15 protein-coding genes are annotated in these 15,792 nt (G+C 67.6%); 5 read left to right on the top strand and 10 right to left on the bottom strand.

Annotated elements, in window-relative coordinates; genetic code table 11:
- The first annotated feature begins 160 nt into the window (after window positions 1-160).
- Entirely contained in the window at window positions 161-2,080 is a 1,920-nt protein-coding gene (locus HWX76_RS14670) for a sigma-54-dependent Fis family transcriptional regulator (RefSeq protein WP_050013217.1), read from the top strand.
- A 19-nt stretch (window positions 2,081-2,099) separates the two neighbouring features.
- Here the strand turns inward: HWX76_RS14670 and HWX76_RS14675 are convergent, their stop codons facing one another.
- The gene (locus HWX76_RS14675; RefSeq protein ID WP_050013218.1) at window positions 2,100-2,534 is read right to left on the bottom strand and encodes a carboxymuconolactone decarboxylase family protein; all 435 of its coding nucleotides are present in this window, start codon (window positions 2,532-2,534) and stop codon (window positions 2,100-2,102) included.
- A complete protein-coding gene (locus HWX76_RS14680; RefSeq protein WP_124554574.1) occupies window positions 2,518-2,979 on the bottom strand; it encodes a MerR family transcriptional regulator in 462 nt (153 codons plus the stop codon). The genes HWX76_RS14675 and HWX76_RS14680 overlap by 17 nt, the downstream gene beginning before the upstream one ends.
- A 296-nt stretch (window positions 2,980-3,275) precedes the next feature.
- On the opposite strand from HWX76_RS14680, the gene HWX76_RS14685 reads away from it, so the two are divergent.
- On the top strand, window positions 3,276-3,887 hold the full coding sequence (locus HWX76_RS14685) for a helix-hairpin-helix domain-containing protein (RefSeq protein ID WP_124554575.1): 612 nt from the start codon (window positions 3,276-3,278) through the stop codon (window positions 3,885-3,887).
- A gap of 90 nt (window positions 3,888-3,977) precedes the next feature.
- A complete protein-coding gene (locus HWX76_RS14690; protein WP_050013221.1) occupies window positions 3,978-4,406 on the top strand; it encodes a YidB family protein in 429 nt (142 codons plus the stop codon).
- A 134-nt stretch (window positions 4,407-4,540) separates the two neighbouring features.
- Here the strand turns inward: HWX76_RS14690 and clpB are convergent, their stop codons facing one another.
- Window positions 4,541-7,138, bottom strand: coding sequence for an ATP-dependent chaperone ClpB (gene clpB / locus HWX76_RS14695; protein ID WP_050013222.1), 2,598 nt, complete (start codon window positions 7,136-7,138; stop codon window positions 4,541-4,543).
- 158 nt (window positions 7,139-7,296) lie between these two features.
- On the bottom strand, window positions 7,297-7,815 hold the full coding sequence (locus tag HWX76_RS14700) for an Rrf2 family transcriptional regulator (RefSeq protein WP_050013223.1): 519 nt from the start codon (window positions 7,813-7,815) through the stop codon (window positions 7,297-7,299).
- A 252-nt stretch (window positions 7,816-8,067) separates the two neighbouring features.
- Here HWX76_RS14700 and HWX76_RS14705 point away from each other — a divergent pair, with 252 nt between their 5' ends.
- The gene (locus HWX76_RS14705) at window positions 8,068-8,628 is read left to right on the top strand and encodes a group III truncated hemoglobin (RefSeq protein WP_089488503.1); all 561 of its coding nucleotides are present in this window, start codon (window positions 8,068-8,070) and stop codon (window positions 8,626-8,628) included.
- Between the two features lie 62 nt (window positions 8,629-8,690).
- Here HWX76_RS14705 and HWX76_RS14710 read toward each other — a convergent pair whose 3' ends face one another.
- From HWX76_RS14710 to HWX76_RS14735, 6 genes are all read right to left on the bottom strand, one after another.
- Complete coding sequence (locus HWX76_RS14710; RefSeq protein WP_050013333.1) at window positions 8,691-9,167, bottom strand: molybdenum cofactor biosynthesis protein MoaE; 477 nt, start codon at window positions 9,165-9,167, stop codon at window positions 8,691-8,693.
- A gap of 19 nt (window positions 9,168-9,186) precedes the next feature.
- Window positions 9,187-9,444, bottom strand: coding sequence for a molybdopterin converting factor subunit 1 (moaD, locus tag HWX76_RS14715; RefSeq protein ID WP_050013225.1), 258 nt, complete (start codon window positions 9,442-9,444; stop codon window positions 9,187-9,189).
- A gap of 18 nt (window positions 9,445-9,462) precedes the next feature.
- Window positions 9,463-10,710 (bottom strand): gephyrin-like molybdotransferase Glp, encoded by a 1,248-nt coding sequence (gene glp, locus HWX76_RS14720; RefSeq protein WP_124630765.1) that lies wholly within the window; start codon window positions 10,708-10,710, stop codon window positions 9,463-9,465.
- 257 nt (window positions 10,711-10,967) lie between these two features.
- Window positions 10,968-12,419 carry a threonine synthase gene (gene thrC, locus HWX76_RS14725; protein ID WP_124554576.1) on the bottom strand — a complete coding sequence of 484 codons (1,452 nt, stop codon included), beginning with the start codon at window positions 12,417-12,419 and terminating at the stop codon, window positions 10,968-10,970.
- 10 nt (window positions 12,420-12,429) lie between these two features.
- Window positions 12,430-13,758, bottom strand: a complete 1,329-nt coding sequence (locus HWX76_RS14730; protein WP_089488504.1) for a homoserine dehydrogenase — start codon at window positions 13,756-13,758, stop codon at window positions 12,430-12,432.
- Between the two features lie 53 nt (window positions 13,759-13,811).
- Complete coding sequence (locus HWX76_RS14735; RefSeq protein WP_050013229.1) at window positions 13,812-15,050, bottom strand: pyridoxal phosphate-dependent aminotransferase; 1,239 nt, start codon at window positions 15,048-15,050, stop codon at window positions 13,812-13,814.
- A 315-nt stretch (window positions 15,051-15,365) separates the two neighbouring features.
- Here HWX76_RS14735 and HWX76_RS14740 point away from each other — a divergent pair, with 315 nt between their 5' ends.
- The gene (locus HWX76_RS14740) at window positions 15,366-15,740 is read left to right on the top strand and encodes an Mth938-like domain-containing protein (RefSeq protein ID WP_012328660.1); all 375 of its coding nucleotides are present in this window, start codon (window positions 15,366-15,368) and stop codon (window positions 15,738-15,740) included.
- Window positions 15,741-15,792 lie beyond the last annotated feature (52 nt).

Raw genomic sequence — 15,792 nt, forward strand, 5'->3', positions numbered from 1 at the left:
GCGCGCCGCGCATGCGGCCGTCTCAACTGCGCGAGACACGGCGCGATACCGGTGAGACGACCGTCTCATGCGCGCCGCGTGCTGCGATGCAATGTGATTCGCCGAACCGGATGTGCTACAAGAACAGCGACATCCCCGCCGTACGGAACCGGAGCCGACCATGCCCTACGCCGTCCCCCAGGCCCAGCACGCCGACCGTGTACTCGGCGCGCTCGCCGGACGCCTGCCCGCGCCGGCGGATTCCGCGCGCCTCGTGTCGTCGTGGCAACGGTCGCTGGAGCGCTACCGTCTCGACCCCGCTTCGTCGATCGGCCCGCGCGTGCTGACCGCGGCGGAGCTGCGCGAGGTGCGCGACAAGGAGGAAGCCTTCCTGCGCGCGTCGGGCCAGTGCCTGACGCGGCTGCACGACATGATTCGCGTCGCCGACTACTGCGTGATGCTGACCGACGCGCACGGCGTGACGATCGACTACCGGATCGACCGCGAACGCCGCAACGACTTCCGCCATGCGGGGCTGCACATCGGCTCGTGCTGGTCGGAAAGCGAGGAAGGAACGTGCGGCGTCGCGAGCGTGCTGACCGATCTCGCGCCGATCACCGTGCACAAGACCGATCACTTTCGCGCGGCGTTCACGACGCTCACGTGCAGCGCGGCGCCGATCTTCTCGCCGGGCGGCGAACTGATCGGCGTGCTCGACGCGTCGGCCGTGCATTCGCCCGACGGCCGCGACAGCCAGCGTCTCGTCTACCAGCTCGTGCGGCAGAGCGCGGCGCTGATCGAGGACGGCTACTTCGTGCACAGCACCGCGCAGCACTGGATATTGTTCGGGCATCCGAACCGTCACTACGTCGAGGCGCAGCCCGAGTGGCTGATCGCATTCGACGAATGCGGCAACATCGTCGCCGCGAACCGGCAGGCGCGCGACGCGCTGCCGGCGCTGCGCGAGCCGCGCCATATCGACGAGATCTTCGATGCGACCGAGATGCCGCTGCGCGACGCCGCGCGGCTCGACACGATCGTCGCGCTGCGCGTGCGCGCGACCGGCGCCCCGCTCTACGCGCGGCTGCGTGCGCCGCTACGACGCGCCGGCCGCGACCCCGGCGCGGCGTCGCGCCGCCCGGGCACCGCTGCGCCGCGTCACGTCGGCGCGCTGACGCCGTTCCTGCACAGCAGCGATGCGCGCATCGCGCAACAAGCGGAACTCGCGCTGCGCGTCGCGAGCAAACGGCTGCCGATCCTCGTGCTCGGCGAAACCGGCGCAGGCAAGGAAGTGTTCGCCCGCGCGATCCACGACGCCGGCGCGCGGCGCGCGCGGCCGTTCGTCGCCGTCAACTGCGGCGCGCTGCCGGAAGCGCTGATCGAGAGCGAACTGTTCGGTTATGCGGCCGGCGCGTTCACCGGCGCACGCAAGCACGGCGCGCGCGGCAAGATCGCGCTCGCCGACGGCGGCACGCTGTTTCTCGATGAAATCGGTGACATGCCGCTCGCGCTACAGACGCGCCTGTTGCGCGTGCTCGCCGACGGCGAGGTCGTGCCGCTCGGCAGCGATACGCCCGTGCGCGTCGATCTCGACGTGATCTGCGCAACGCACCGCGATCTCGCGCGGATGGTCGCCGACGGCACGTTCCGCGAGGATCTGTACTACCGGTTGAGCGGCGCGACGTTCGACCTGCCGCCGCTGCGCGAACGCGCGGACGTGCGCGACGTGATCGCCGCCGTGTTCGCCGAGGAAGCGCAGGCGACCGGCCACGTGCTCACGCTCGACGCGACGCTCGCCGAACAGCTCGCCGCGTATGCATGGCCGGGCAACGTGCGGCAACTGCGCAACGTGCTGCGCTATGCGTGCGCGGTGTGCGACGCCGCGCGCGTGACGCGCCGCGACCTGCCGGCCGACCTCGCCGCGCAACTCGGCGGCGCGCCGCCGGGCGCGCTGCCCGACGACGAACGCGGCCGCATCGTCGCCGCGCTCACCGCGCATCGCTGGCGGCCCGACGCGACCGCCCGGGCGCTCGGCATGTCGCGCGCGACGCTGTACCGGCGCATCACGAAGTACCGGATCGTCGCGCCGCACCGCGCGTGACGCACGGGCGCACGCCCCGTCATGCGGGCTGTCCGGCCGCTTCGTTCGCGTCGTCCGTCACGCCGGCCGCCTCGTCGCGCCGCGCGAACACCTCGCGCGCGGCGAACAGCGCGTTCAGCGCGGCCGGCATCCCCGCATACACGGCCATCTGCATGAACACCTCGACGATCTCGTCGCGCGTGCAGCCGACGTTCAGCGCGGCCTCGATATGCACCTTCAGTTGCGGCTGCGCGTTGCCGAGCGCGGCCAGCGCCGCGATCGTCGCGATTTCGCGCGCCTTCAGGTCGAGCTGCGGCCGGCTGTAGATGTCGCCGAAGCTGAATTCGACCAGGAGCCGCGCGAAGTCCGGCGCGATCGGCGCAAGCGCCGCGATCACGCGTTCGCCCGCTTCGCCGTCGATTTCCTTCAGTTTGTTCCAGCCGCGCGTGTAGCGATCCTCAACGAGTCGTTCCATCGTGTCCGTCCTGTTCCGATAAAGAGTGTGAAGGTTTCGCCCGTCGTTCCGTTTCCCGTTCCTGCGCCTCGTAGTACGCGATCTTGTCGCCAATCGCGTCGAGGCTCGCCTGCAACTCCGCGATATGCGCGCGCACCGCGTCGCGATGCGCGACCAGCAAGTCGCGCCGCGCGCCGAACGTCGACGCGCCCTGCTCGCGCAGCACCGCGAACGCCTGCATCTGCGCGATCGGCATGCCGGTCGCCTTCAGGCGCATCACAAAGGCCAGCCAGTCAAGGTCGGCCGGCGCATAGAGCCGGTGCCCGGCCGCCGTGCGCGAAATCGCGCGCAGCAGGCCGGCCTGCTCGTAATACCGCAGCGTGTGCGTCGACACGCCCGTCAGTTCGGCGACTTGCCCGATCGTCAGCGGACCGGCGGCGGAGGGTTGGGATACGGTTTTCGACATGGCAGGAACAAGGTTAGGAGTTAGAGTTCACTCTAAGTCAAGCATTGTCTGACGGCCAGTGGGGCGTTCACCCGCGATACGCTCGCGATACCCGGCGACACCGTAAAGAATGGTCAAAATCGGCGCCCCGCAGCGGTTTCGGCCTTTACAGCGCCGCAAGCCTTCAGCAAGATTCGGTCAGCCTGTCTCAAAAAGGGCACGCATTTGTCCTATGCTTAACGGCGACGCCCGGCGAGCTCGCGCGTCGTCGTCCGTTGCAACAGCCATTCATCCGTCAGAACCAGGGAGCCCTTGCCATGCTGAAAAAGCTGCTGATGCTGTTTGTCGCGCTGTCGCTGTCGCTCGCCGCCGGCCTTGCCGCGGCCGTCGAAGTCAACACGGCCGACCAAGCCGCGCTCGAATCCGTGAAGGGGCTCGGGCCCGTGAAGTCGAAGGCGATCATCGACGAACGCACCAAGAACGGCCCGTTCAAGGACGCCGACGATCTCGCGAACCGCGTGAAGGGCCTCGGCACGAAGTCGGTCGGGCATCTCGAGGAAAACGGCCTGACGATCGGCGGCGCGTCGACGCCGCCGAAGGGCGTGAAGCTGTCGAAGCCGGCCGCGACGACGTCGGCGGGCACGTCGACCACGACGTCGGCGGGCACCGCCTCGACGTCCACGACCGCGACGGCCGGCACGACGACCGCGGTGCCCGCGCCGTCGGCGAGCGCACCGGAAGCGGCGAGCAAGCCGGCCAAGACCAAGCGCGCGTCGAAGAAGGAAAAAGCGGCAGCCGCTGCCGCGGCATCCGCCGACGCCGGCGCGAGCGCACCGGCCGCCGCGTCGTCCGCGAAGGCGACGAAGGGTTCGAAGAAGAAGAGCAAGAAGGACAAGGCCGCCTCCGCCGCCGCGGCGTCGGGCGCCTGATGTGCGCCGCGCGCGCGCGACGGCGTGCGCGCGGCATTCGTTCAACGGGCGCCGTCGTCACGGCGCCCTTTTCAGTGAAGGTGAAGAACCATGGGTCTCCTCGACATCGTTGGCGGTCTGATCGGCGGCCAGGCCGGCGGCAACTCGCAAAGCGCGCTCATCGCGACCGCGCTCGAATTCATCAACAACCAGCCGGGCGGCCTGAACGGGCTGATCGAGAAGTTCAAGGCCGGCGGCGCCGGCGAGATCATCGGTTCGTGGGTCGGCACCGGCGAAAACCAGCCGATCTCGCCGGATACGCTGCAAAACGTGCTCGGCTCGGACGTCGTCGGCTCGCTCGCGAGCAAGGTCGGCATCGATCCGTCGCAAGCGTCGTCGATCCTCGCGCAGGTGCTGCCGCACGTCGTCAACGGCGCGACGCCGAACGGCGAAGTGCCGGCCAGCGGCCAGCTCGACACGTCGAACGTGCTCGGCACGCTCACGCAGCTCGCCGGCATGTTCGGCGGCAACAAGGCCTGAGCCCGCACGCCTGACAGCCCGGGCGGCCGCTTCGAACGTTTCGGCCGCTCCATAAGCAAACACCCCGCCTGAGCGGGGTGTTTGTTTTTGCGCGCCCGGCGGTGCGAACCGGGCGCACCGCCGATTACCGGCGATCAGTGCACGACGCGGTCGAACACGAACTGGCCGTCGTTGACGTCGACCGGGATCACGTCCTTTGGACCGAAGCGGCCGGCGAGGATCAGCTTCGCGACCGGGTTCTCGATCTCCTGCTGGATCGCGCGCTTCAGCGGCCGCGCGCCGAACACCGGATCGTAGCCGACCTTCGCGATCTGCTCGAGCGCCGACGGCGACACGTCGAGCGCCATGTCGAGTTTCGCGAGCCGGTCGTGCAGGCGGGCGAGCTGGATCTTCGCGATCGACTCGATGTTGCTGCGGTCGAGCGCATGGAACACGACGACGTCGTCGATCCGGTTCAGGAACTCCGGGCGGAAATGCTGCTTCACCTCGAGCCACACCGCGTCCTTGATCTCGTCCTGCGGCGCGCCCGTCATCGCCTGGATCACCTGCGAGCCGAGGTTCGACGTCATCACGATCACCGTGTTCTTGAAGTCGACCGTGCGCCCCTGCCCGTCGGTCATGCGGCCGTCGTCGAGCACCTGCAGCAGCACGTTGAATACGTCCGGATGCGCCTTCTCGATCTCGTCGAGCAGGATCACGCTGTACGGCTTGCGGCGCACGGCTTCCGTCAGATAACCGCCTTCCTCGTAGCCGACATAGCCCGGCGGCGCGCCGATCAGCCGCGCGACGCTGTGCTTCTCCATGAACTCGCTCATGTCGATGCGGATCAGATGCTCTTCCGAATCGAACAGGAACGACGCCAGCGCCTTGCACAGCTCGGTCTTGCCGACCCCCGTCGGGCCGAGGAACAGGAACGAGCCGTACGGACGGTTCGGATCGGCGAGACCCGCGCGCGAACGACGGATCGCGTCGGCCACCGCACTGATCGCCTCATCCTGGCCGACCACGCGCTCGTGCAGCTTTTCCTCGATGTGCAGCAGCTTCTCGCGTTCGCCCTGCATCATCCGCGACACCGGAATCCCGGTCGAACGCGACACGACTTCCGCGATTTCCTCGGCGCCGACCTGCGTGCGCAGCAGGCGCGGGCGCGTCGGGTTGTGCTGCTCCTGCTCTTCGGCCTGCGTGACCTGCTTGAGCTGTGACTCGAGCTGCGGCAGCTTGCCGTACTGCAGCTCGGCGACCTTCTCGAGCTTGCCTTCACGCTGCAGGCGCGCGATATCCGCCCGCACCTTCTCGATCTCTTCCTTCAGTTGCGCGCTGCCCTGCACCGCGGCCTTCTCGGCGGTCCAGATCTCTTCCAGGTCCGCATATTCGCGGCCGAGGCGGTCGATCTCTTCCTCGATCAGCTGCAGGCGCTTCTGCGACGCTTCGTCCTGCTCCTTCTTCACGGCTTCGCGCTCGATCTTCAGCTGGATCAGACGACGGTCGAGCTTGTCCATCTCTTCGGGCTTCGAATCGATTTCCATCTTGATCTTCGAAGCGGCTTCGTCGATCAGGTCGATCGCCTTGTCGGGCAGGAAGCGGTCGGTGATGTAGCGATGCGACAGCTCGGCCGCGGCGACGATCGCCGGGTCGGTGATGTCGACACCGTGGTGCAGTTCGTACTTCTCCTGCAGCCCGCGCAGGATCGCGATCGTCGCCTCGACGCTCGGCTCGTCGACGAGCACCTTCTGGAAGCGGCGTTCGAGCGCGGCATCCTTCTCGATGTACTTGCGGTATTCGTCGAGCGTGGTCGCGCCGATGCAGTGCAGCTCGCCGCGCGACAGCGCCGGCTTCAGCATGTTGCCCGCATCCATCGCGCCTTCGGCCTTGCCCGCGCCGACCATCGTGTGGATCTCGTCGATGAAGACGATCGTCCGGCCTTCGTCCTTCGCGATGTCGTTAAGCACCGCCTTCAGGCGTTCCTCGAACTCGCCGCGATACTTCGCGCCGGCGAGCAGCGCGGCCATGTCGAGCGACAGCACGCGCTTGCCCTTCAGCGTCTCGGGCACCTCGCCGTTGACGATCCGCTGCGCGAGCCCTTCGACGATCGCGGTCTTGCCGACGCCCGGCTCGCCGATCAGCACCGGGTTGTTCTTGGTGCGGCGCTGCAGGATCTGGATCGAACGGCGGATTTCGTCGTCGCGGCCGATCACCGGATCGAGCTTGCCCGCACGGGCGCGCTCGGTCAGGTCGACCGTGTATTTCTTCAGTGCCTCGCGCTGGCTTTCCGCGTCCTGGCTGTGCACCTGCGAGCCGCCGCGCACCGCGGCGATCGCGGCTTCGAGCGCCTTGCGCGTGAGGCCGTGCTGACGCGCGAGCTTGCCGGCGTCGCCCTTGTCGTCGGACACGGCGAGCAGGAACATCTCGCTCGCGATGAACGTGTCGTTGAGCTTCTGCGCTTCCTTGTCGGCCTGGTTCAGCAGCCCGGCCAACTCACGGCCGATCTGGATGTCGCCGCCCGTGCCCGTCACTTGCGGCAGGCGCGAAATGGCTTCGTTCAGCGCGCCTTGCAGCGCCTGCACGTGCACGCCCGCACGCGACATCAGCGAGCGGGCCGATCCGTCCTGCTGCGCGACCAGTGCCGCGAGCACGTGAACGGGTTCGATGTATTGATTGTCGCGGCCGGCCGCGAGGCTTTGCGCGTCCGCGAGTGCTTCCTGGAACTTGGTGGTGAGCTTGTCGATTCTCATTTGGTTGAGACCTCCAATTTTCGATTAACACCAAGATGAGGATGGTTATGCGGCTTTCAAGCGAAATTCGGGTTGATTCAGCGCAAAAAATGCCGGACACCCTTAAAACGGCCCGGCGGTGTGATCGGATGGACGCAGGGGCCCGCGGCGCCCGCGTGTCAGTGGGCGTTGGACGACGGCTCGGCGGCCGTCGGCGCTTCGTCCGGCGTCGGCGCGGCGCGCACGAGCGCGACCGGACGGATGCCGAGCAGCGCCGCGAGCGGCGACGCGGGCTCGGCCAGTTCGCCGAGCGTGTGACGATCGAGTTCCGCGAAGAACGCATCGCGTGCGGCCGCCAGCACGCCCTTCAGCCGGCACTGCGGCTCGATCGCGCAGCCGCGCGACTCGCCGCCATCCGACGAAAAGCAGCCGACCAGCGCGAAGTCGTTTTCGGTCGCCCGCACGACCTGGCCGACCGTCAGTTGCAGCGAATCGGCGAACAGCCGCAGCCCGCCGTTGCGGCCGCGAACGGTGTCGACCCAGCCCAGCTCGCCGAGCTGCTGGACGACTTTCATCAGATGGTTCTTCGAGATGCCGTAGGCGTCCGAGATCTCCTGGATCGTCGCGAGTCCCTCGCCGCGCACGGCGAGGTACAGCATCACGCGCAGCGAATAGTCGGTGTAGTCGGTGAGTCTCATGAGCGAATACGGAAAAGATCGATCGTGCCCCAACGACGTGAGCCGGGCCGATCGCGACGCGTGCAAGGCCGATCGAGGATCCCGCGGCGCGGCCCCGGGTTGCCGGGATCGCGTGCGCGCAATAAGATGCGTGATATCTGCACGTTTTCCAGGGGTTACAGGACGCTATTTTGCGTCAAAATCCGGCCGGCGTCCTGCTCGTTGCCTGCGCCGGCGCCCTGTCGCTGCCCTGCTCCACCGGCCCTTTTTGTCATGACTGCCCTGCCTGCCTCGCCCGAACCCGTACCGGCCCGCCCCCGCGACGCCGAGCCGACCGAAGACAACATCCGCGCTCTCGTCTACGCGTTTTACGACCGCGTGCGCGCCGATCCGCTGCTCGGGCCCGTGTTCGACGCGAAGCTCGCCGGCCGCTGGGACGATCATCTGCCGAAGATGGTGATGTTCTGGTCGAGCCTCGTGCTCGGCACCAAGGGCTATCGCGGCAACGTGCAGCAGGCGCACCAGCCGCTCGACGGCATCGAGCCGGCCCATTTCAGCCGCTGGCTGTCGCTGTTCCTGAACACCGTCGAAGCGCGTTACGCGCCGGCCGCGGCGATCCGTTTCATGGAGCCCGCGCTGCGGATCGCGCAGAGCCTGCAGTTGAGCCGGTTCGGCTGGGACTACCGGATTCCGCCCGAACAGCAGGCGCTGCTCGACGCGGTCGCGCCGCGCCGTCGCGACACGGGCGACGATCCGCACGCGTTGCCGTCGCGCGCTCGCGGCGAGCCGTTTCCGACGAAGATCATCGGGCGCGGCGTCGACCCGGACGCGTAACACCCGTCACGCGCGACGACGCCGCACCTGCGGTACATCGCCGCATCGTCCGCGCGCCGCACTCAGCGCCGCGTATTGCCCGACTCGACGCCCCAGCGCGCGAGCGCCGCGTCGTCGGTACTGCGCGCATCGACCCAACGCTCGCCGTCCGGCGTCGTTTCCTTCTTCCAGAACGGCGCTTCGGTCTTCAGATAGTCCATCACGAACTCGCATGACGCGAACGCATCGCCGCGGTGCGACGCGACCGTCGCGACCATCACGATCTGGTCGAGCGGAAGCAGCCTGCCGACGCGATGCACAATCGCGACGTCGATGCCCGGCCAGCGCCGGCCGGCCTCCGCCGCGATCTTCTCGAGCGCCTTCTCGGTCATGCCCGGATAGTGCTCGAGCTCCAGCGCGGCGACCGCATCGCCTTCGTTCAGGTCGCGCACCGTGCCGACGAAGCACGCGAGCGCGCCGATCTTCGGGTTGCGCGCGCGCAATGCCGCCACTTCGGCGTTCAGGTCGAAATCGTCGGTCTGGATTCGTATCGTTGCCATCACCGGTCCCATGCAAAGCTCAGCCGCCCGTCACCGGCGGGAAGAACGCGACCTCGCAGCCTTCGGTGAGCCGCGTGTCGGGATCGGTCATCTCGTGGTTGCAGGCCATGCGCAACGCGCGCCCTTCGGCGAGCGTGTCGGCCCACGCGCCGCCGCGCACGCGCAGCCACGCACGCACGTCGCCGACGGTCGTCACGCTGTCCGGCACGTCGGCTTCTTCGTCGGCCACGCCCAATGCTTCACGCACGCTTGCAAAAAATTTAAGCTGAATCTTCATGGTTCGGAAGCCGCCGCGTTACGACAGCAATTCGGAAAACGGAATGAAACGCACGGTCTCGCCCGCGCTGATCGCGTGCTGCGGCGGATTGTCGATCAGGCCGTCGCCCCAGACCGTCGACGTGAGCACGGCCGAGCTCTGGTTCGGGAACAGGTCGAGGCCGCCGGCCGCATTGACGCGCGCGCGCAGGAATTCGTTGCGCCGGTCGCCCTTGCTCTGCGAAAAATCGGCACGCAGCGACAACGCGCGCGGCGCGACGTCGCGCACGCCGGACAGGCGCAGCAGGAATGGCCGCACGAACAGCAGGAACGTGACGAAGCTCGAGACGGGGTTGCCGGGCAGCCCGATGAAGTGCGCGTCGGCGCGCGCGTCGCCACGGCGCACCGCGCCGTACGCGAGCGGCTTGCCGGGCTTCATCGCGATCTGCCACAGCGCGAGCCGCCCTTCGGCCTCGACGGCCGGCTTCACGTGGTCCTCGTCGCCGACCGACACGCCGCCGCTCGTCAGGATCACGTCGTGATCGCGGGCGGCCTCGCGCAGCGTGTCGCGCGTCGCGGCCAGCGAGTCGGGCACGATTCCGTAGTCGGTCACGTGGCAGCCGAGCCGCTCGAGCAGCCCGCGCAGCGTGAAGCGATTCGAGTTGTAGATCGCGCCGGGCTTCAGCGGCTCGCCGGGCATCGTCAGTTCGTCGCCGGTGAAGAACACCGCCACGCGAATCCGCCGCGCGACCGACAATTGCGCGCAGCCGACCGATGCGGCGAGGCCGAGCGCCTGCGGCGTGAGCCGCGTGCCGGCCGACAGGATCACCGAACCCTGATGAATGTCCGCGCCCTGCGCGGTGATCCATTCGCCGGCCTTCGGCGTGTGCAGGATCTCGACCGCGTCGCCGTCGGCCGACGTCTGCTCCTGCATCACGACGGCGTCGGCGCCGGGCGGCACCGTCGCACCGGTGAAGATCCGCGCGGCCGTGCCGGCCGCGAGCGGCGCGGCCGGATACCCGGCCGGAATGCGCTGCGACACCGGCAAGCGCCGATCGCCGTGCAGCAGGTCGGCGACGCGCACCGCATAGCCGTCCATCGCGCTCGTATGCATCGGCGGCACGTCGAGCGGCGAGCTGACGTCGGCCGCCAGCACGCGGCCGAGCGCGTCGAGCGTGGCGACGGTTTCGGCGCCGGGCAGCGGCTTCGCGGCATCGAGCAGCGCGGCGAGCGCCTCGGCGGTCGACAGCATCGGCGCGCGCGGCGCCGCGGGATTCGGGTTCGACATCGATGGAATCGGGGATCGTTGGAATCAATACGTCATTGTAGCGACGCCGCCGTACGCACGCGCGATATGGCGAACATGCGAAGATTGTGATCGGCGCGAACCCGCAGGTCTGACACTTGTTTCGCGCATTTCGCGCCACATGCGATGTCCGCGTACCCAACCTGCGGGCCAAACGAAACGGCCGGAACCCCGATCCATTCGACGAATCGGCATTCCGGCCGTCCTGCCTGCACGCCGGGCTCGCGCCCGGCGGCACATCATGCGCCCGTATGGGCGGCGATGAAGTCCTTCACCTGCTGCGCGTCGGCCTTCACGACCTCGAAGCGCTGCGGCAGCGCCTCGAGCCCGTCGAATGCGGCCGGCCGCTCGGCTTCGCGATCGAGCGCTTCGCGGATCGTCTCGCCGAACTTGATCGGCTGCGCCGTCTCGAGCACGACCATCGGCACGCCGGCCTCCAGATGCTCGCGCGCGACCTTCACGCCGTCGGCCGTATGCGTATCGATCATCGTGTCGTAGCGCGAGAACACGTCGCGGATCGTCGCGATGCGGTCGGCGTGGCTGCTGCGGCCCGACACGAAACCGAATTCGGCGACGCGCGCGAAATCGCCGCTGGCCGCGAGATCGAAGCCGCCCTTCTCCTCGACGTCGCGGAACAGTTGCATCACGCGGGCCGGATCGCGGCCGAGCAGGTCGAACACGAAGCGCTCGAAGTTCGAGGCCTTCGAGATGTCCATGCTCGGGCTGCTCGTGTGATAGGTGTGCTCGGCGCTGCGCACGCGGTATGCGCCGGTGCGGAAGAACTCGTCGAGCACGTCGTTCTCGTTGGTCGCGACCACCAGCTTCGCGATCGGCAGCCCCATCATCCGCGCGATGTGGCCCGCGCAGACGTTGCCGAAGTTGCCCGACGGCACCGTGAACGACACGCGCTCGTCGTTCGACTGCGTCGCCGCGAAATAGCCCTTGAAGTAGTACACGACCTGCGCGACGACGCGCGCCCAGTTGATCGAGTTGACGGTGCCGATCTTCTGCTGCGCCTTGAATGCGTGATCGTTCGATACGGCCTTCACGATGTCCTGGCAGTCGTCGAACACGCCTTCGACCGCGAGGTTGAAGATGTTCGGATCCTGCAGGCTGAACATCTGCGCGGTCTGGAACGCGCTCATCTTCTTGTGCGGCGACAGCATGAACACGCGCACGCCGGCCTTGCCGCGCATCGCGTATTCGGCCGCGCTGCCGGTATCGCCCGACGTCGCGCCGAGGATGTTCAGCGCTTCGCCGTGCTTCGCGAGCGTGTACTCGAACAGGTTGCCGAGCAGCTGCATCGCCATGTCCTTGAACGCGAGCGTCGGGCCGTTCGACAGTTCGAGCAGCGACAGCGCCGTGCCGTGCTCGGTGCCGAGCGTCTTCAGCGGCGTGATGTCGGATGCGTTCTCGCCGTGGCGCGTGTTGCTGTACACGGCAGCCGTGTACGTGCGGCGCGTGATCGCGCGCAGGTCGTCGGCCGGCACGTCGTCGCAGAACTTCGACAGGATCTCGAACGCGAGATCCGCGTACGGCAGCGTGCGCCAGCGCGCGAGCTCGTCGGCGGACACCTTCGGATACTCGGCCGGCAGGTAGAGCCCGCCGTCCTTCGCGAGACCGCCGAGCAGGATGTCGGAGAACGTATGGCGCTCGCCGATGCCGGCGCCGCGCGTGGAGATGTAGTTCATGTCGTCAGCCTCAGTTCAGCGCTTCCATGCGCAGCTTCGTCACCTTCGACACGACGGTCGCGAGGCTCTCGATTTGCGCGATCGCCGCGTTGACGTTCTTCTCGACCGTCTCGTGCGTGATCAGGATGATGTCGGTTTCGCCGTTCGCGCCGTCGATCTGCTCCGATTCCTTCTGCAGCAGCGCGTCGATCGAGATGCCCGATTCGGCGAGGATGCGCGTGATCGCGGCGAGCACGCCGGTCTGATCGGCGACGCGCAGGCGCAGGTAGTAGCCGCTCGTCACTTCCTCGATCGGCAGAATCGGCGTGTTCGACAGGCTGTCCGGCTGGAACGCGAGGTGCGGCACACGATGCTCGGGATCGGCCGTATGCAGGCGCGTGACGTCGACGAGATCCGCGACGACGGCCGAAGCGGTCGGCTCCGCGCCCGCGCCCTTGCCGTAGTACAGCGTCGTGCCGACTGCGTCGCCGTGCACGACGACCGCGTTCATCGCACCCTCGACGTTCGCGAGCAAGCGCTTTTCCGGGATCAGCGTCGGGTGCACACGCAGCTCGATGCCGTTTGCGGCGCGGCGCGCGATGCCGAGCAGCTTGATCCGGTAACCGAGCTCTTCCGCGTAGCGGATGTCGGTCGCGTCGAGCTTGCTGATGCCTTCGACATACGCGCGGTCGAACTGCACCGGCACGCCGAACGCGATCGCGCTCATGATCGTCGCCTTGTGCGCGGCGTCGACGCCCTCGATGTCGAAGGTCGGATCGGCTTCCGCGTAGCCGAGCGCCTGCGCGGCCTTCAGCGCGGTCGCGAAGTCGAGCCCGCGGTCGCGCATTTCGGACAGGATGTAGTTCGTCGTGCCGTTGATGATGCCGGCGATGTACTGGATGCGGTTCGCGGTCAGGCCTTCGCGCAGCGCCTTGATGATCGGGATGCCGCCGGCGACGGCCGCCTCGAACGCGACCATCACGCCCTTCTCGCGCGCGGCTTCGAAGATCTCGGTGCCGTGCACCGCGAGCAGCGCCTTGTTTGCCGTCACGACGTGCTTGCCGTTCGCGATCGCGCGCAGCACGAGCTCGCGCGCGATGCCCGTGCCGCCGATCATCTCGGCGATGATCGAAATCGACGGATCGTCGACGACCGCGTTGAAGTCGTCGGTGATCTGCGCGGTGCCGGCGTGGGCGCCGAGCGCCGCCTGAGCCTTGGCCGGGTTGCGCACGGCAATGCGCGCGACCTCGATGCCGCGCCCCGCGCGTCGTTTGATTTCTTCCTGGTTGCGGTGCAACACCGTGAAGGTGCCGCTGCCGACGGTGCCGAAGCCCAACAGGCCAACTTTGATCGGTTCCATGCTGCGTGTGATCGATGAGTAAGAAGTAGTGAGTTCCGTGAGACGCTGCCCGCTCAGACCGAATGGCGCTTGCGGTAGCCGTCGAGGAAGCGTGCGATCCGGTTGATCGAATCGGTCAGGTCGTCGAGGTTCGGCAGGAAGACCACGCGGAAATGGTCCGGCGTCGCCCAGTTGAAACCCGTGCCCTGCACCAGCAGCACGCGCTCCTCGAGCAACAGGTCGAGGATGAACTGCTGGTCGTTCTGGATCGGGTAGAGCTTCGGGTCGAGGCGCGGAAACATGTACAGCGCGGCCTGCGGCTTCACGCAGGTCACGCCCGGGATCGACGTCAGCATGTCATACGCGAGTTCGCGCTGCTTGTACAGGCGCCCGCTCGGCACGATCAGCTCGTTGATGCTCTGGTAGCCGCCGAGCGCCGTCTGGATCGCGAACTGGCCGGGCACGTTCGCGCACAGGCGCATCGACGACAGGATGCCGAGCCCTTCGAGGTAATCCTTCGCGCGCCGGCGGTTGTCGCCGCCGAGGCCCGACACGGCCATCCAGCCCGCGCGATAGCCGCACGACCGATAGCTCTTCGACAAACTGTTGAACGTGACGGTGATCACGTCCTCCGACAGCGCGCCGAGCGCCGTGTGCTCGAGGCCGTCGTAGACGATCTTGTCGTAGACCTCGTCCGCGAACACGATCAGCCCGTGCTGGCGCGCGATCGCGAGCAGCTCGAGCAGCAATTCGTCGGAATAAAGCGCGCCGGTCGGGTTGTTCGGGTTGATCACGACGATCGCCTTCGTGTTCGGCGTGATCTTGCTGCGGATGTCGTCGAGATCGGGCATCCACGCGTTCTGCTCGTCGCACACGTAGTGCACGGGCGTGCCGCCCGACAGGCTCACGGCCGCCGTCCACAGCGGGTAGTCGGGCGCGGGCAGCAGCACTTCGTCGCCGTCGTTCAGGAGCGCCTGGGTCGCCATCACGATCAGCTCGGACGCGCCGTTGCCGATGTAGATGTCGTCGAGACCGACGCCGACGACGCCCTTTTCCTGCGTGTAGTGCATCACGGCCTTGCGCGCCGAGAACACGCCCTTCGAATCCGAATAGCCGGACGACGCCGGCAGGTTGCGGATCATGTCCTGGATGATTTCGTCCGGCGCGTCGAAACCGAACGGCGCGAGGTTGCCGATGTTCAGCTTGATGATGCGGTGGCCTTCTTCCTCGAGGCGCTTCGCGTGCTCGAGCACCGGGCCACGGATGTCGTAGCAGACGTTGAGCAGCTTGTTCGACTTCTGAATCGGTTTCACGACGACACGGTTCCTGGGTTGGCCTTGCGGCCGGGGGACGGGATCAAAACTGGAAAGCGGCCGGTCTGTGCGCGCTGTCTAGACTGGGAAAAAGCGGCGGCCGGACGCGGCTTGTGGCGACGCACGACGCAAGTGGCGCCCGCAGGCGACCAAAAAGTTATAATTTAGCGGATTTTGGCCGACTTTCGCAATGCACCATAGCCGCGCCGGGCCCGCGCCGTCGGGCGTCCGCGCGTGGCCGGGCGCGCGAAACCGGCCTGCCGGGCCCTTGCGGCCCGGCCAACCCATTCCCCTACGGAACCGCGGAATACCGATTTGAAACTGCACCAGGACACGAGCGGCGCGCTCAACACCGTCACCGGCTACGGCCCCGATTATGTCGACGTCAATCTCGAACGCCATGAAACGAGCGTCATCGTGCTGCCCGGCGCGCCGGTCCAGGCCTGGCCCGTGTCGTCGTTCGACGCGCTCGCGCCCGAGCATTTCGCGATGCTGCTCGATCCGACGCCCGAACTCGTGATCTTCGGCAGCGGCGCGCGGCTGCGCTTCCCGCACCCGCGGCTCGTCGCGGCGCTCACCGCGAAGCGGATCGGCGTCGAGACGATGGATTTCCAGGCCGCCTGCCGCACCTACAACATCCTGATGGCCGAAGGCCGCAAAGTCGCCGCCGCGCTCTTAATTGAACGTTAATCCCGGTTGCGGTAAAACTCGGGCCGGCGCAGCGGGTCGATCCCCCGGATCG

It is taken from the genome of Burkholderia sp. BCC0398, assembly GCF_902833245.1.
GTDB classification, from domain to species: domain Bacteria; phylum Pseudomonadota; class Gammaproteobacteria; order Burkholderiales; family Burkholderiaceae; genus Burkholderia; species Burkholderia sola.

Bases quoted from the DNA above. Each gene is read 5' to 3' on its own strand.
- HWX76_RS14670 (WP_050013217.1), top strand. From the start codon at position 161: ATGCCCTACGCCGTCCCCCAGGCCCAGCACGCCGACCGTGTACTCGGC.
- HWX76_RS14675 (WP_050013218.1), bottom strand. From the start codon at position 2,534: ATGGAACGACTCGTTGAGGATCGCTACACGCGCGGCTGGAACAAACTG.
- HWX76_RS14680 (WP_124554574.1), bottom strand. From the start codon at position 2,979: ATGTCGAAAACCGTATCCCAACCCTCCGCCGCCGGTCCGCTGACGATC.
- HWX76_RS14685 (WP_124554575.1), top strand. From the start codon at position 3,276: ATGCTGAAAAAGCTGCTGATGCTGTTTGTCGCGCTGTCGCTGTCGCTC.
- HWX76_RS14690 (WP_050013221.1), top strand. From the start codon at position 3,978: ATGGGTCTCCTCGACATCGTTGGCGGTCTGATCGGCGGCCAGGCCGGC.
- clpB (WP_050013222.1), bottom strand. From the start codon at position 7,138: ATGAGAATCGACAAGCTCACCACCAAGTTCCAGGAAGCACTCGCGGAC.
- HWX76_RS14700 (WP_050013223.1), bottom strand. From the start codon at position 7,815: ATGAGACTCACCGACTACACCGACTATTCGCTGCGCGTGATGCTGTAC.
- HWX76_RS14705 (WP_089488503.1), top strand. From the start codon at position 8,068: ATGACTGCCCTGCCTGCCTCGCCCGAACCCGTACCGGCCCGCCCCCGC.
- HWX76_RS14710 (WP_050013333.1), bottom strand. From the start codon at position 9,167: ATGGCAACGATACGAATCCAGACCGACGATTTCGACCTGAACGCCGAA.
- moaD (WP_050013225.1), bottom strand. From the start codon at position 9,444: ATGAAGATTCAGCTTAAATTTTTTGCAAGCGTGCGTGAAGCATTGGGC.
- glp (WP_124630765.1), bottom strand. From the start codon at position 10,710: ATGTCGAACCCGAATCCCGCGGCGCCGCGCGCGCCGATGCTGTCGACC.
- thrC (WP_124554576.1), bottom strand. From the start codon at position 12,419: ATGAACTACATCTCCACGCGCGGCGCCGGCATCGGCGAGCGCCATACG.
- HWX76_RS14730 (WP_089488504.1), bottom strand. From the start codon at position 13,758: ATGGAACCGATCAAAGTTGGCCTGTTGGGCTTCGGCACCGTCGGCAGC.